This window comes from Streptomyces mayteni (genome assembly GCF_054783955.1).
Map to the genome: position 1 here is coordinate 1 of NZ_BAAGPR010000149.1, position 14,248 is coordinate 14,248.

Genomic DNA, 14,248 nt, shown 5'->3' on the forward strand with positions numbered 1-14,248 from the left:
GGCGGCCGGGCGCCGCGGGCCCGGCTCCGCACCGCGGGCGGCGTCCTGGCGCTGGTCGGCGGGGCCGGCGGCGTGGCCGCCACCTACGCCATCGACTCGACGGAGCCGGCCCTGATGGCGGCCCCCGCCTACGGCGCGATCATGCTGTCCGTCGGGTTCGCGACGCTCTCCGGCGGTCTGCTGCGGACGCTGCTCCGGTTCTTCGGCCGCCCCATCGCGGCGCTGACCGGCGCCGGCGGCTACCTCGCCGTGCACAACACCCGGCAGCGTGCGGCGAGTCTGGCCGGCGTGCTGATGACGCTCGTCCTCTTCACCGGGATCACGATCGCCACGATCTGCATCCAGGTGATCGAGAGCGACGCGATCGAGGCCGCCGGAATCGCCAAGTCCGTCGAGGACAAGAACGTGGAGACGCTGAACCTGGTGGTCGTCGGCATCATCGCGGCCTTCTGCTGCGTCATGCTCGTCAACAGCCTCTACGCGGCGACCTCCTACCGGCGCCAGGAGTTCGGCGGGCAGCGGCTGGCGGGCGCCACGCCGCGGCAGGTGCTGACGATGGTGGCCACCGAGAGCGGGCTGCTCGCCGTGATCGGGCTGTTCTTCGGCACCGTGGCGGGCCTCGCGGGGGCCGTCGCCTTCGCCGACGTCAGGCTGGAGGCCGGGCTGCCGGTGGAGACGATCCCGATCTGGCTCGGCACGGCCGCGATCGCGGTCGCCGCGACGATGGCGACCAGCCTGTGGACGGCCCGGCGGGCCCTGCGCACCCCGGCCATCCAGGCCGTGGCGGTGGCGGCGTAGCGACGCCGCTGCGCTGGCTGGGGCCGCGACGGCGCTGCGCTGGCTGGGCCTGCGGTCGTGCGGTGGCGGGCCGTAGGCCCGCCACCGGCGCGAGGCCCGGCCGGAGGCCGGGCCCGCGTCGTCGCCCGCCGAGGGCAGACCAGAGGCACGCCGCCCCGGGCCGGCCCTGCGGCTCCGCCGGACGGTTCACGCCGGCCTCAGCTTGGTGGCGCCCCAAAGGGGCGCGGGGAACTGCGCGATCAGCCACGATGGCGCCGGAGGTGAAGGTGAAGGATCGCCGGTCGCACCGCCTCCTCCGCAGCGCTCAGCGTGGCCCGGCGGAGACCGCTCTCGCCCCACGGGACTGCCGGCTCAGTCCGCCGGTGGCCAGTCCCACACCAGCCGATCCCCTGACCGCCGGGGGCCCTCCGCGCAGGCCGCCGTCAGCCGGGCCGCCACCCGCGCCCACTCGCCGTCGACGGCAAGCCGCACGCGGGCGTAGTCGAGGGCGATCGGCAGTGCCTCGGTGCGGCGCGGCCCGTCCGCGTCGAGGGTGGTGAGGACGACGACGCCGAGGTCGTTGCGGAGCGCCGGGTCGACGGCGTAGTCGTCGATGAAGTCGCCGAGGTCGTAGAGCACCTGGCGGGTCAGCCCGTGGAAGACGTGCGCGGAGCTGCCGACGATCAGCGAGGCGCCGGCCGCGAGCAGCGCGGGCGCCACGCGGCGGACGTGCGGCACCGGCTCCGACACCATGTTGGGGCCCCAGTGCGTGAACAGCAGCACCACGTCGACCCGTTCGCGCAGCGCGGCCAGCGCCTCGGCCAGCCAGTCGGGGACGCCGGCGGTCAGGTCGGCGTGGGCGACGCCGGGGCGGCCGGGGCCCGCCGCGTACTCGGCGGGGTGGTCGGTGACGCCGAGCAGCCCGATCCGCAGCCCGCCCACCGTGAGGGTGGCCGGCGCCCTGGCCGCCGTCGCGTCGGGTCCCGCGCCCACCGTCAGGATGCCGGCCGCGGCCAGGTGGTCGAGGGTGTCGAGCAGGGCCTCGGGGCCGTAGTCGAGCGCGTGGTTGTTGGCCAGCGTCACCGCCCGCACGCCGAGCCTGGCCAGGGCCTCGGCGGCCTCGGGCGGGGCGCGGAAGAAGAACGGCTTGCCGGGGATCGGGATCGGCGCGCCCCGGTCGGAGACGCAGCACTCCAGGTTGAGGAACACGGCGTCGGCCGTGGCCAGTTCGGCCCGGAGCCCGTCGGCGAGCAGCGCCGCCGTGCCGTGGCGGCCGATCTCCTCGGCCACGCCACGGCCCAGCATGGTGTCCCCGGCCAGCGCCAGCCGCGCCGTCGGGCCGGTCGGGCGTTCGGTCATCGTCCCTCAAGCCTGGCACCGGGGACGGGGCCCGGCCAGCCGAGCCCGGTCAGCGCTCCAGGACCACGGTCCGCATCCCGCCGGCCGGGACCGGCGCGTCGTGCACCACCCGCAGCCCCGCGGTGCGGCACTGGTCGAGGACCCAGCCGTGCGCCAGGCGCAGTTTGCGGTAGCTGCCGGTGTGCAGCGTCCACGCGCCGTCGGGGCCGCGCCGGTGCACCAGGTCGTGGACGACGACCGTGTAGTCGTCGAAGTCGTCCGGGTACTCGAGGAAGCAGGTCATGATCCGGTCCTCGGTGGCCCGCACCGGGAGGAAGCGGTCGGTGCCGGTGAGCGGCACGGTCAGGTCGCGGTAGGAGAGCACCGCCCGGCCGCCGGGGGCCAGGGCGTGGGCGATCTCGCCGAGCAGCGCGGCCACGTCCCCGCGGGTCGGCAGGTGGGTCAGCGTGTCGCCGAGGCAGACGACGATCGCGGCGGAACCGGGCCTGACCAGCGCGGGCAGCGCCCCGCGCAGGTCGGACCTGACGGTCCTGACCGCCGGCTCTTCGGCCGCCTGCGCGGCCAGCTCGGCGAGCAGCGGCGCGCTCAGGTCCACGGCGAACACCGGGTCGAAGCCCAGCGCGGCCAGGGCGAGGCTGCTGTGGCCAGGGCCGCACCCCAGGTCCACGGCGACGGTGCCGGCCGGGCCCGGCGCGACGCCGAGGTCGGCGAGGAACGCCCGCTGGGTGGCGGCCAGCCCGGCCGGGTCGCCGCCCAGCATCCAGGTGTAGTGCTCGGCGAGCAGCCGGTCGTAGTGGTCGGCGGGGGAGGGGACGGCGAGCGTCATGGTGGCGCCCTTTCTCTCCGGGATCCGGCCGCTCCGGGGTCCGGTGGGCCGGGAGCGAACCTAGTCCGGGATGCGGGACGGCAGGCCGCTCGCCGAACGATGTTCGGTTTTGGCGGCAGAATGGCGGCCATGGACGACATTGATTCGGCGATCCTCACCCATCTCCAGCGCGACGGACGGCTGACCAACCGCGAGCTGGCGCGCCTGGTGGGCGTCGCGCCGTCCACCTGCCTGGAGCGGGTGCGGGCGCTGCGGTCCCGTGGCGTCATCACCGGCTACCACGCGGCGGTGGAGCCGCGCGCCCTCGGCCGGTCGCTCCAGGCGCTGGTCTTCGCGCGGCTGCGGCCGCTGAGCCGGGAGGTGATCACCGGCTTCGAGAGCTATCTGTCCCGGCTGCCCGAGGTGCTCTCGGTGTACGTGGTGTCGGGCGACGACGACTTCGTGGTGCATGTGGCGGTGCCGGACATCGAGCACCTGCACGCGTTCCTGATGGACCGGTTCAGCGCGCGACGCGAGGTGGTCGGCTTCCGCAGCTCGATGATCTACCGCGAGACGGCCGGCACCGGGGTGCTGGCGCCGCTGCCGGCCAGGAGCGCGCCGGAGGATCCCAAGTCCCTTGCGTAGCGGGGACGTAGTGCGGGCGTAGTGGGGGAGTCGGCCCGGGAAAGGGGGAAGCCGCCCGGGGCGGGGAGGGAGCCCCGGGCGGCCTGTGGGGGGACGGAAGTGGATCTGGTTGTGGGGGATTGGTTGTGGGGGGGTGGTGTTGTGGGGGGTTACGTGGGGGGACGCGTCGTGCGGTGCGGGATCAGGCGCCGCCGGCCTTGCCGCCCTCGGGGGTCACGGCCCACCAGAGGTCCTGGGCGCCGTGGCCAGTGGTGTCGCCGGGCTCCTGGTCACCGGTGAAGTAGTACACCGGCCAGCAGTCGATGGTCAGCTGCGTGGTGCCGTCGGGGCGCTCGAACGGGATGATCAGCTCGGGGTCGAAGCCCAGCTCCTCCGCGACCGCCGGGTCGATGAACTCGGCCGGCTTCCAGGTCTCGAGGCAGGCGTCCAGGCAGCCGGTCGACATCGGCCAGGCGGTGTCGTTGTCGAAGCGGTAGAGGGTGCGGCCCTCCGAGTCGGAGACGATCTCGCCGAGTTCGGGGTCGTCGATGATGTTGAGCTCGTCGAACTCGCCGCCCGCCTCGGCGCCGCCGCCGCCCTCGGCCGCGTCGGAGCCGGCCGGGGCGCCGCTCGGGGCCAGCGCGTTCCAGACGCCGCCGACGCCGTGGCCGTTGACGTCACCGGGCGCGGTGTCCTCCGCGTAGCGGTAGACCGGCCAGCCGTTGAGCGTCAACTGCAGGCTGCCGTCCGAGCGTTCGACCTCACCGAGCAGCGATTCGTCGATCCCGGCGGCCGCCGCCGCGTCGTCGGCCGGCACCGCGGGCCAGGCAACCAGGCAGTCGCCCTCGCAGTTGGAGACCGGCGGATCGGCGGTGTCGTTCTCGAAGCGGTAGAGCGTGAAGCCCTCCGCGTCGGTGACCACCTCCCCCAGCTCCGAGTCCTCGGCGACGGCGAGTTCGCCGGCGGGTTCGCCCAACTGGGGCGAGGCGCCCGAGTCGTCGCCGCCGTAGCCGTCGCCGTAGTCGTAGCCGCTGTCCTGGGCGGAGCCCGCGTTCTCGATGGTGGTGGTGCTGCCGTCGTCGGCTCCGCCACACGCGACGGTGAGGAAGAGGCTGGCCACCGCCGCCACGGTCAGCGCCGAGCGGTGCGGAAAGCGCTGGCGAGTGAGCTGAGTTGTCATGGTTGCTCCTTGAAATGTGGGGTGGAGGTTGGTCAGTTGGCTAGTCGGAGGGCCAGTTCCGGGCATCGGCGGATGGCGCGTACGGCCTGTTTGCTGGTGTCCGCCGGGAGGTTGTACGTGGCGCTGTCGGGGTAGCCGTCGGGGCCGAGGGCGACCACGCTTGGCAGCACGTCGGCGCAGAGCCCGTGGCCCCGGCACAGCGTCCAGTCCACGAGCAGCTTCGGTCCGCTGTCCGAGGTCGCCGCCGGCAGCGCGATCGGCTCCGGCGGCACGGCGAGCGAGCCGACGGTGGGGCGCCCGCAGCCGCGGCCCACCGCGTGGTCGGTGAACTCGGTGAGGAACGAGTTCAGCGCCGAGTTCACGAAGTTGGCGGTGCCGTCCGGGTGGCTGCACGCGCCGCGCTTCCGCACCGAGAGCACCCGGTTGCGCACCGCGTCGAGGGCGTTGAGACCGCCGCCGTTCGCGGCCCGGTTCAGCGCCTCGGCGATCGAGGGCAGCCCCAGCGCGCACGGTCCGCACTGGTTCGCGGACTGGTCGGCCATCCAGCGGGCGACCTTGACGGTCTCGCCCACCGGGCAGGTCCCGTGCGGCAGCGGCATCACCGCGCCGGCGGCCAGCACCGCGTCGTACCGCTTGAGCGCGTCCCGGTCGAGCGTCGTCTCCTTCGCGGCGTCGGCGTCGATGAACCGGCCGTGGTAGCCGCCGATCAGCACGCCCTGCCCCGGGTCGGGCATGCCGCACAGCCACAGCACGTCGCGCAGCGGGGTGCCGACCGGCGCCTCGACCACGAACTTGCCTGCCACGCTCAGCAGCACCGTGCCCGGTTCGTTCGGCAGGCCCAACTCGCGGTAGGAGAGGGCGCCGAGCCGGGAGGCCACCGAGAGCTGCGTGAACGTCTCGGTGTTGGAGAACAGGGTGGGGGCGCCGGCCAGGCCGCTCTCGGTGGAGCGGACCTTGCGCCCGGCGGGCAGCGCGGTCAGGCCCTCGATGCCGCGGGTCAGCGCGGACGCCTCGCCGGTGACGAACCGCTCCGGCAGGTACGTCACCTCGATCTGCCGGGTGCCTGGCGGCATCTCGGCCACCGCGTCCCGCACCGACTTCTCCACGTCGGTCCTGGTGACGCCGATCGCGATCCGGTCCGCGCCCAGTGCCTCGGCCGCCAGCAGCGCGCCGTCGAGCACCAGGTGCGGGGTGCGCAGCAGCAGTTCCTTGTCCTTGAGGCAACTGGGCTCGCCCTCGCTGCCGTTGATCACCACGTGGGGTGCCATGCCGCGGCGGCCCGCCGCCTCGACGACGCCCTTCAGCTTCCTGGCGAACGGGAAGCCCGCCCCACCCCGGCCGCGCAGATCGATGTTCTCCGCGAGAGCGATCACCTCCTCCAACCGCAGCCGGGGGAGCGGGCCGTGAACCGTGAGATGCCCGACACGGTCCAGGCGGGTGGCGACGTCGAGCCCGGCCAGCAGGCGCGGCTGGCCGACGACGGCGAGCGCGGGACGCTTAGGAACGCTCATTGACGAGCCTCCTGCGGGCGATGATCCGGTGGCCGAGCACGATGGCCACGCCGACGATCGCGGCGAAGTAGGCGATGGTGACCCAGGAACCGCTCACCGGCCGGCCGGCCTTGAGGCCGTGGACCATCGAGGCGCCCCAGGCCAGGTAGGCGCTCATGTGGATGGCGCGCCACCAGCGGGCCTTGCGCGGGGTGGCGAACACGCTCCGCACGGCGCCGGAGACGGCGGTCACCAGGAACAGGTAGGCGGCGATGGTCCCGAGTCCGATCAGCACCGCGCGTCTGTCCGCGGTGAAGGGCACGAAGGCCATGGAGGCGGTGACCCGCTCGTTGGCGATCTTGACCCAGATGTGCAGGGCGAGGAACGTCAGCCCCGCCACCGCCAGGCCGCGGTGCACGCCCTGGGCCAGCAGCCGGTGGCCCGGGGCTAAGACGATCCGGTCGGTGGAGACCACGCCCCACAGCGTCGTGCCGCTCAGGGCGACCAGCGCGGCCACGCCGGCCCCCCAGTCGAGGAAGAACCAGAGGTGTCCGAAGACCCCGGCGTTCGCCGCGGCCAGCAGCACGACCATGGTCGCGCCCGCCACATAGGCGGCGATGAGCCGCGGACCGCGATCGCCGCCTGGTCCGCGCGCTCCGCCGACGGGCCCGCGGCCCGGGGCCTGGACCGGGCCGCGGACCTGGCCGCGGAGCGCACGCTGCGACCTGGGGGTCGCGGCTCGGTGAGATGCGCGACGGCGAGAAGCCGACTTGATCTCTGGGGGTGGGTAGGTGGTCATCGGGCTAAACCTCCGGGACAAGCGCCGTGACCGCAGCATGTCGAATATCGGCGCACGGGATTGCGCGATTATCCGAGCGTGATAAATTTCTGCCCGTCCAGCCGCTCCACCTGCGGCAAGGGCTAAGAAAAAACCAGTCCTGTCTTTGCTGACCGGGAAATTCAAGGGAACCTGAAAGGGTCCTTAAAGGCGACTTAAATAATTGCGAAGACGCCCCGGAAAACGCAATGACGGATTTTTTTGAGTACCTTGTGCGATGTTCTTCCGACGTTCTTCTGACGCAATGCCCGCGATCTGTCGGGTCCACACCCGACGCGAAGGAGATCCGAGATGCGTGCCCTTCTGGACCACATCTGGTTAAGCCCCAGGGAGCTGCCCGCCCTGGCCGACGAGGTGGCCGACGCGCTGCTCGACCGCGTGTCAGCCATGTCGGCGCTGCCCGAGGAGCGCCGCCGCGCGGAGATGCGTTCCGAGGTCGAGGCCGCCCTGCGCGGCGCCCTCAGCCGCCCGGAGCCCGAGACCCTCGCGGACGAGGACGGCGAGTACGGCTCGCTGACCCGCGAGCGGGCTCGCCAGGAGCTGTTCGCCGCGCTCACCACGGGCACCGCGCTCTCCGACGAGGCCCTGGCCTCCCTGGCGCCGCTCGCCCAGCGCGCGGCCTGGCCGCTGCCCACCAGCGTGCAGGCCGTGGTGCTCGGCGCGCCGGGTGAACTGCGTTTCGCCACCGACACGTTGGGCGACCCGCTGATCGGCATCACGGACGGCAGGCCCTGCGCCCTGATCCCCGACCCCGACCCGGAGGCGCGCCCCGAGCTGCGCCGCGCGCTGCCGCGCGGCCGGGCCGCCGCCGTCGGGCACGCCGTGCCGCTCGCCGAGGCCCGCTCCTCGCTGCGCTGGGCGCGCCGTCTCGTCGAACTGGCGCCTGACGCCCAGGTGTTGTTCGTCGAGGACCATCTGCCCGCGCTGCTGCTGCTCCAGGACGAGTCCCTGGTCCGCGCGCTCTCGACCCGCTGGCTGCGTCCGCTCGAGTCGCTGAAGCCCGCGCAGAGCGCGCGTCTCGAGACGACGCTGCTCGCCTGGCTGGAGGGCGGCGGCGCGCCCGAGGCGGCCAAGACGTTGAACGTGCACCCGCAGACCGTGCACTACCGGCTGCGGCAGTTGGAGAAGCTGTTCGGCCCGGTGCTGCGGGACCCGCGCAGCCGCTTCGAGTTGGAGATGACGCTGCACAGCCGCCGGCTGCTCGGCCAGGTGCGGGACGTGCAGGCCAGGATCAGCCGGCGGGCGAGGACCGCGGCCATGGCGCTGCGGCCGATGGACGTGGCCCGCGAGGCCCGCGTCAACGGCCGGTAGGGGAGGCGACCGACGGAGCGACCGGGACGACAGACAGAACGGGGCAGCGCGGAAGCGCACATGAGGAGGGCCTGCCAGGCGGATCACCGCCCGGCAGGCCCTCCTCGTCGCTGGACATGCGCTAGGGGCGGGCCCCGCACAGCTCCTGGTCGACGAGCGCGCTCATGGCCAGCTGCGTGTCCTGGCCGCCGTCGCTGGTGACGTACACCGCGGCGGTCCTCGTCCCGTCGGCGGTGGCGCCGACCCAGGTGCGGTAGCCGAGCAGCTCGCCCACGTGGCCGAAGTAGCCGCCGCCGCAGGACAACGGGAGTTCGGCAAGACCGAGCCCGTACTCCAGGCCGAGAGCGGGCGCCGGCACGGTGGTCGTCATCTCGTCGAGCCGCGCCCGGTCCAGCAGTTCGCCGCCGAGCAGCGCGGCGTAGAACCGGTTCAGGTCGCGCGTGGTGCTGATGATCGAGCCGGAGCCGACGGCCATGCTCGGGTTCAGCACCGTGACGTCGACGAGGGTGTCGGTGCCGAACGCGGCGTAGCTCCTGGCGTGCGGGCCGAGGACGAACGGGAAGGTGTCGGGGGTGCTGGTGCCCGCCAGGCCCAGCGGGCGGATGATCCGGTCGGCCACCTCGGCGGCCCAACTCCGGCCGGTGACCTCGGTGATGATCATCGCGGCGAGCACGTAGTTGGTGTTGGAGTACGACCAGTCGTCGCCGGGAGCGATGTCGCGCGGGGATCCCGTCGCCAGCGCCACCAGCTCCTCGGGGGTGTAGCCGCGGAACCGCTCGGCCCGGTAGCCGTCCGCGCTGTTCAGGGCGGCGATCTCCGGCAGGATGTCGGGGATGCCGCTGGTGTGTCGCAGCAGCTGCCGCACGGTGACCTGACGGCCGTCGTCGCCGTCGCCCCGCACCACGCCCGGCAGCCACTCCTCGACGGCGTCCTCCAGGGAAAGCCGCCCCTCGTCGACGAGTTGCAGCACGACGGTGGCGGTGAAGGTCTTGGTGGCGCTGCCGATCCGGAACCTGCCGTCCCGTGGCATCGGTATCCCGGTGCCCCGCACGGCCGTTCCGGCGCGTGCGCTGTCCCGCGTGCCTGGCGAGGTCACCTCGGCGAACACGCCGACCACACCGGTCTCGTGGATCGCGTCCACCCGCTGCTGGAGCGGGTCGGACGGCCGCGGCCGGGCCGCCGCCGCGGGCCAGGTCGTCGCGGCGAGCAGGACCGCGGCCAGGCCGGTCAGGACGAGCCGGCGTCGCCGGCGCCTTGCTGAGCCGTGCATGGTGACCTCTTCTCCGGAACGGGCGGGCGCGACGCCCATCCCACCAGCGGAACGGGGCTCGGCCCATCCGGCCGTCCCCCCGTCGCGCCGGGGGTTGGCCCCCGGAACGCACAAAGGACGGGCACCTTCCGGGGCGGGCGCTTGGCGCCCCGGAGGTGCCCGTCAGTCAGGGATGACCGCGGCTATCGCCGCCTCGTCACGGGCCGCACTCGCGACCCTCGTTGATGCAGGCCACGGCCTCGGCCATGAGCTGCTCGTTCATGACGTTGATGAAGTCACCGTGGTCGGTCGACGGGGCGTGCAGCTGCTCGGGGAAGCTGTCCACCGCGAACACCGGGCCCGGCGGGACCTCGTAGACGATCCGCTGCACCAGCTGCGGGATGGCCTGGAAGCCGCCGCCGCAGGAGCCGTCCTGCCCGGCGAACGCCACGTGCGTACGGTGGTTGGCGCTGTCCGCGTTCTGGCCGTCCCAGCAGCTCTGGAAGTCGAAGGTGCGGACCAGGTTGCTGCCCTGCGGGCAGAGCGGGTACTGCTCGGTCAGCTGCACGGAGTCCTCGAAGCCGGTGCAGCTCCAGGAGGCGTTGGCGTTGCCCAGGCCATTGGTCAGCGTCTTGGCGTCGCCGGTGATGATCCGCAGGAAGCGCGGCATGTCGACGACCTGGCTGGTCGCGTTGCCCTGGAAGGTGAGGCTGACCTCGACCGGTTCGAGGACGCGGCCGCTGTTGTGGGCGTTGTCCAGCTCGTCGTCGATCGGGGGCACGTCGTCGCGGCCGATCTGGCCCGCGTCGCCGCCACCGCCGTTGCCGCCGTCACCGGCGCCGCCACCGTTGTGGTCGCCGTTGTGGCCGCCGGCCGCGTCGATGGTCCCGTCGCCGTCCTCGTCGAGGACGCGCAGCACCGGCCAGTAGTAGGTCGACTGGTCGCCGTTGGTGCAGGTGGTGTCCGCGGCGGCCATGCTCTCGTCCGTCGCGAAGGCGTCGACCCCGATGTTGCCGATGTAGTCGTGCAGGTGGTGGGCGCCGTTGGAGACGCCGGGGGCCACGATCACGTTGTCGGAGTTGAACTGGCCCTCTTCGTTGGTGCCGCAGTCGACCGTGAACGTGCCGGTCGAGCCGTTGCCGTTATCGGCGGGCGGCGGGGTCACGTTGGGCGTGACCGTGGTGATGTCGACGAAGTCCTCGGGGAACGGACCGCCGGACACCGGCGGGGGCGCCTCGCCACCGTCGCCGCCATCGCCGCCGTCACCGCCCTCCTCCGGCGGGGTGTCGACCGGGTCGGCGCCGCCGCCCCCGCCGCCGACCTCGCACCGTGCGAAGTCCTGCAGTCCGGTCGGCGCGACCGCGCCCGTCCGCTCGATGGCGATCCTGATCCGGTCGATGGCGGCGGTGCGCTTGTCCGCCAGCGGGCCGAGGATCGCGTTGTCCACGAAGTTCGGGCCGCCCTCGCCGGCCGAGCTCGCCAGCCGGGCGTTGGCCTCGTCGATCTGCGTCTGCAACAGCCCGAGCTCGCGGTCCACCTCGGCCTGCGCGTTGGCCGGGACGTCCCCGACCTCGACGTCCGGGCACTCGATGGACCCGCCGCCGCCCGCTTCACCCTCCGCCGGCGGCGGCGCGGTGTCCACGGGGTTGGCCGGCGGCATCACCTGACAGGGGCTCATCCGGCGCAGCCGGTTGGCCTGCTGGCCTTCCACGCCGGTGGCGTCGATGATGCCCTGGATGGTCTCCTCGCGCTGGTTCTCCAGGTCACCGAGGACCTGCCGCGAGTCGCCCGGCTCGGCATCGGCGACCTCGGCCTCGTTGGTCGGGATCTGCCCGTAGGCGTCCGCGACCTGCTGGTCGAGATCGGCGAGGGCCTGGCCGACGTCGGTCCTGGCGTTGGCCGGCAGCACCTCCATGTTCTGTCCGACGTCCGGGCACTGGATCGTGCCGCCCGGTTTCCACGCCGCCTGGTGCCCGCGTGACCAGCCTCCGCCGTCGCCACCCCGGCCCCAGCCGGCCGAGGCCTGCTGGGCGACGACCACCGCACCGCCGCCCCCGACCACCAGCGCGGTCACCAACGCCACGGCTTTTGTTCTGCCTCGCGAGCGTTTGTGTGTCTGCCGACTCATGAATTGCTCCGTCTCATACAGGGATCCAGCGATTCGGGATCCGGAAGTCAGCCCTCAGGGAATGGGTCAGGCATCGGTCAGCTGCGCGTAGTCGACCAGTCCCGTCAACTCCAGATGCGTGATGTGGTCGAGCACAGTTTCGTTCGCTTGGTCCGCCAGCTCCCGAACCATGGAATTCTCGGTCGTGTGTCTGACTTGGGCGACAAGCCCGAATACCTGACCGTGTGCCCGACGCAGGATGTTTGCGAACAGGTATTCGTACTCGGCGCCGCTGGCGGCCGAGAACTGGTTGAGAAATCCCTGTTGCTGTTCATTCGGTTGGGTAGGCATGTCGATGCCCAGTTCGCGACCCGCGTTCACGGACATCTCGTCGAGCAGGGCGTGCCCGTCGACGAGGTGCTCGCCCGCGGTCCGCATCGCGTCGCTGCTGCCGCGCTCGATCGCCTGGCGGCCGGCGGGCCCCTCCCAGAGCCCGGCCAGCCGCACCCGGCGTACGAAGTCGCGGTCCAGCGCGGTGAGCGGACCGTACTGGGTGTCCAGAGTGCCCCGGCCGTCGTCGGTGAACGTGGCCGGCGGGCCGACCTCGACGTTCGGGCCGGCGTTGGCGACACGCTCGAAGAGGCTGACGGGGATGAGCAGGGCGGCCATCGTCAGCGCGAGCGCGCCGATGACAAGCGCGGTGCCCACGGTGTGAGCCGAAGTGAACGCGCCGGCGATGCCGGATCGTCGAGTAGCCATGCGAACTGCGCCCTCCAGGCCGGTTACGGGGGAGTGCGGTGGACGCTAGTGCTGGCCGGTCGACTCGCTACCGGAATCATCACCAACCGACAAAGTCCCGTAGGACCCCGGGAGTTGCTGCTACTATCCGCTGGCTTCGATGGATCCCGTTCCGACGATCCGCAGTTGCACGCGGTCGACGCTGGCGTCCTCCAGGCAGCCGAGCAGCCGATGGACGTCGTGCTCGCTGAGCGACGGGTGCGCCGTCGCCGCGAACAGGCCCCCTTCGAGGTCGGTCAGGCCGGCCCGTTCCAGCGGAACGGCGGTGGCGTCGCGGCAGCGCTCCCAGAGTTGGCGCGCCGCCAAGGTGACCCGACCGTCGTCCACGCCGTTGGCCTCGATCTCGAACAGTACCGACGTGGCCGCCGCCGCGCCGCGTTCCGGGGGATCGGTTTCGGTCAGTTCGGCGAGGCCCTCGAAGAGGCCGACGCACGCCAGCCCGGCCAACAGCCAGCCCACGGTGCGCGGCCAGCGGCGACGCGCCGGGCACGGGCCGCCGAGCGGGCGTTCCGGCAGCTCGGGGGCCGTGCCGGCGGTCGGCCCGCCGGGCGGCGCGGCCAGCGGGGTGAGCCGGCCGGCGAGCCGCCGGTCGGCGGCCGGCCGGAGGGTGGCCCCGGCGACCCGCTCCACCAGCCAGGCGACGCCGGACAGCGCCACGCCGGTGGCCATCAGGACCGGCACGAACACGAACGTGCGACGGCCGTCGTCCACACCCCCGTCGAGCAGCCAGGCGAAGCGCGGCGGCCTGGCCCGACCGCTCGCCTCCTCGGGCCCGCGCAGCTCGGCGAGCAGCTCGGCGCGCAGCCGCTCGTGCGCCTCCTCCCGCCGCAGGTCGCCCTCGCGCAGCCGCTGTTCGAGGCGGCCGACGCGGTCCAGGACGGCCAGGCCGAGCAGCAGCACCTCGACCACGAGCAGCAGCACGCCGCAGATGATGGTGCGCTGCCACTGCCAGCGGTAGAGGTAGATCACCAGATAGGCCGCGGCGCCCAGCGCGGCGGCGCCGCCGAACAGGTAACCGGCAAGCCGCGCGCTCCTCATGGCCGCGCCACCTCGACGACCTCGCCGGTGCCGCCGTCGACCAGCAGCGGCGTCCCGGGCGGGAAGCGACGCACCGCCTCCGCGGCGCCGGTGACGGTGGGCAGCCCCAACTCGCGTGCCAGCACGGCGAGATGCGAGAGCGGGCTGCCGGTCTGGGCGACCAGCCCGGCCAGCGAGGGCAGCAGCGGCGCCAGCGTCGGATCGAGGTGCCGCACCACCAACACGGCGCCGCCGGGCGGCGGTTCGGCCACCCCGTCCCACGCGACGCCGGTGACCCGGCCGCCGGTCACGCCCCGACCGGCGGCCGGATCACGGGTCCCCTCGGCGACCACGACGCCGCCCTCGGCCACCCGGAACCGGTCGGGCAACGGCACCCCGGCCACCACCCGCCGCCCCGACCAGTCCCCGGGCACCGCCCCACCCGCCAACACCCGCGCCAACTCCCCCCACCGCAACGTTCCGACCGAGCCCCGCTCGGGCGCGTCGCCCTGCTCGGGCGCGTTGGGCGACGAGGACGGGTCCGGAGGTCGGGGCGCCGCCGGCGCCTGGGCGGCGGGCCGTGCCGGGCCCGGGCCCGGCGTGCCGCCGAGGGCCGGCTGTGCCGCCGGGCCCGCGTCGGAGCCGGTTGTCGGGGCGTCGTCGTGGGCGGTGGCCCGGCCGGCCGGTGCGGCC

Annotated in this window: 13 protein-coding genes; 3 read left to right on the forward strand and 10 right to left on the reverse strand. The window is 73.4% G+C overall.

Annotated features, from left to right (window positions below):
• Positions 1-798 (forward strand): FtsX-like permease family protein (locus ACYVPE_RS36275; RefSeq protein WP_461038083.1); only part of this gene is annotated, 798 nt, incomplete at its 5' end.
• A 351-nt stretch (positions 799-1,149) separates the two neighbouring features.
• Here ACYVPE_RS36275 and ACYVPE_RS36280 read toward each other — a convergent pair.
• On the reverse strand, positions 1,150-2,136 hold the full coding sequence (locus tag ACYVPE_RS36280; protein ID WP_461038084.1) for a CapA family protein: 987 nt from the start codon (positions 2,134-2,136) through the stop codon (positions 1,150-1,152).
• A 49-nt stretch (positions 2,137-2,185) separates the two neighbouring features.
• Positions 2,186-2,962, reverse strand: coding sequence for a class I SAM-dependent methyltransferase (locus ACYVPE_RS36285; protein ID WP_461038085.1), 777 nt, complete (start codon positions 2,960-2,962; stop codon positions 2,186-2,188).
• A gap of 129 nt (positions 2,963-3,091) precedes the next feature.
• Here ACYVPE_RS36285 and ACYVPE_RS36290 point away from each other — a divergent pair, with 129 nt between their 5' ends.
• Positions 3,092-3,586, forward strand: coding sequence for an Lrp/AsnC family transcriptional regulator (locus ACYVPE_RS36290; RefSeq protein ID WP_461038086.1), 495 nt, complete (start codon positions 3,092-3,094; stop codon positions 3,584-3,586).
• A gap of 181 nt (positions 3,587-3,767) precedes the next feature.
• On the opposite strand, the gene ACYVPE_RS36295 is transcribed toward ACYVPE_RS36290, so the two are convergent.
• Genes ACYVPE_RS36295 through ACYVPE_RS36305 form a run of 3 tightly spaced genes read right to left on the reverse strand, consistent with a single transcriptional unit; the run spans position 3,768 to position 6,842 of the window.
• A complete protein-coding gene (locus ACYVPE_RS36295) occupies positions 3,768-4,745 on the reverse strand; it encodes an SCO0930 family lipoprotein (protein ID WP_461038087.1) in 978 nt (325 codons plus the stop codon).
• Positions 4,746-4,777: 32 nt separating this feature from the next.
• Entirely contained in the window at positions 4,778-6,256 is a 1,479-nt protein-coding gene (locus ACYVPE_RS36300; RefSeq protein ID WP_461038088.1) for an NADH-ubiquinone oxidoreductase-F iron-sulfur binding region domain-containing protein, read from the reverse strand.
• A complete protein-coding gene (locus ACYVPE_RS36305) occupies positions 6,243-6,842 on the reverse strand; it encodes a hypothetical protein (protein ID WP_461038089.1) in 600 nt (199 codons plus the stop codon). The genes ACYVPE_RS36300 and ACYVPE_RS36305 overlap by 14 nt, the downstream gene beginning before the upstream one ends.
• Before the next feature lie 522 nt (positions 6,843-7,364).
• On the opposite strand from ACYVPE_RS36305, the gene ACYVPE_RS36310 reads away from it, so the two are divergent.
• Positions 7,365-8,384 carry a PucR family transcriptional regulator gene (locus ACYVPE_RS36310; RefSeq protein ID WP_461038090.1) on the forward strand — a complete coding sequence of 340 codons (1,020 nt, stop codon included), beginning with the start codon at positions 7,365-7,367 and terminating at the stop codon, positions 8,382-8,384.
• A 121-nt stretch (positions 8,385-8,505) separates the two neighbouring features.
• On the opposite strand, the gene ACYVPE_RS36315 is transcribed toward ACYVPE_RS36310, so the two are convergent.
• The 5 genes from ACYVPE_RS36315 to ACYVPE_RS36335 all read right to left on the reverse strand — a co-directional run.
• Positions 8,506-9,654 (reverse strand): serine hydrolase domain-containing protein, encoded by a 1,149-nt coding sequence (locus ACYVPE_RS36315; RefSeq protein ID WP_461038091.1) that lies wholly within the window; start codon positions 9,652-9,654, stop codon positions 8,506-8,508.
• 196 nt (positions 9,655-9,850) lie between these two features.
• The gene (locus ACYVPE_RS36320) at positions 9,851-11,293 is read right to left on the reverse strand and encodes a DUF1996 domain-containing protein (protein WP_461038095.1); all 1,443 of its coding nucleotides are present in this window, start codon (positions 11,291-11,293) and stop codon (positions 9,851-9,853) included.
• Between the two features lie 534 nt (positions 11,294-11,827).
• Positions 11,828-12,499 (reverse strand): DUF4142 domain-containing protein, encoded by a 672-nt coding sequence (locus ACYVPE_RS36325; RefSeq protein WP_461038092.1) that lies wholly within the window; start codon positions 12,497-12,499, stop codon positions 11,828-11,830.
• 123 nt (positions 12,500-12,622) lie between these two features.
• Positions 12,623-13,576 (reverse strand): hypothetical protein, encoded by a 954-nt coding sequence (locus ACYVPE_RS36330; RefSeq protein WP_461038093.1) that lies wholly within the window; start codon positions 13,574-13,576, stop codon positions 12,623-12,625.
• Positions 13,573-14,248, reverse strand: a 676-nt coding sequence (locus tag ACYVPE_RS36335) for a PEP-utilizing enzyme (RefSeq protein WP_461038094.1), incomplete at its 5' end; no start/stop codon positions are given. The genes ACYVPE_RS36330 and ACYVPE_RS36335, both read right to left, overlap by 4 nt.

What these genes read in the sequence shown, in the direction of transcription:
- ACYVPE_RS36280 (WP_461038084.1), bottom strand. Translation starts at nt 2,136, where the DNA reads ATGACCGAACGCCCGACCGGCCCGACGGCGCGGCTGGCGCTGGCCGGG.
- ACYVPE_RS36285 (WP_461038085.1), bottom strand. Translation starts at nt 2,962, where the DNA reads ATGACGCTCGCCGTCCCCTCCCCCGCCGACCACTACGACCGGCTGCTC.
- ACYVPE_RS36290 (WP_461038086.1), top strand. Translation starts at nt 3,092, where the DNA reads ATGGACGACATTGATTCGGCGATCCTCACCCATCTCCAGCGCGACGGA.
- ACYVPE_RS36295 (WP_461038087.1), bottom strand. Translation starts at nt 4,745, where the DNA reads ATGACAACTCAGCTCACTCGCCAGCGCTTTCCGCACCGCTCGGCGCTG.
- ACYVPE_RS36300 (WP_461038088.1), bottom strand. Translation starts at nt 6,256, where the DNA reads ATGAGCGTTCCTAAGCGTCCCGCGCTCGCCGTCGTCGGCCAGCCGCGC.
- ACYVPE_RS36310 (WP_461038090.1), top strand. Translation starts at nt 7,365, where the DNA reads ATGCGTGCCCTTCTGGACCACATCTGGTTAAGCCCCAGGGAGCTGCCC.
- ACYVPE_RS36315 (WP_461038091.1), bottom strand. Translation starts at nt 9,654, where the DNA reads ATGCACGGCTCAGCAAGGCGCCGGCGACGCCGGCTCGTCCTGACCGGC.
- ACYVPE_RS36320 (WP_461038095.1), bottom strand. Translation starts at nt 11,293, where the DNA reads ATGCCGCCGGCCAACCCCGTGGACACCGCGCCGCCGCCGGCGGAGGGT.
- ACYVPE_RS36325 (WP_461038092.1), bottom strand. Translation starts at nt 12,499, where the DNA reads ATGGCTACTCGACGATCCGGCATCGCCGGCGCGTTCACTTCGGCTCAC.
- ACYVPE_RS36330 (WP_461038093.1), bottom strand. Translation starts at nt 13,576, where the DNA reads ATGAGGAGCGCGCGGCTTGCCGGTTACCTGTTCGGCGGCGCCGCCGCG.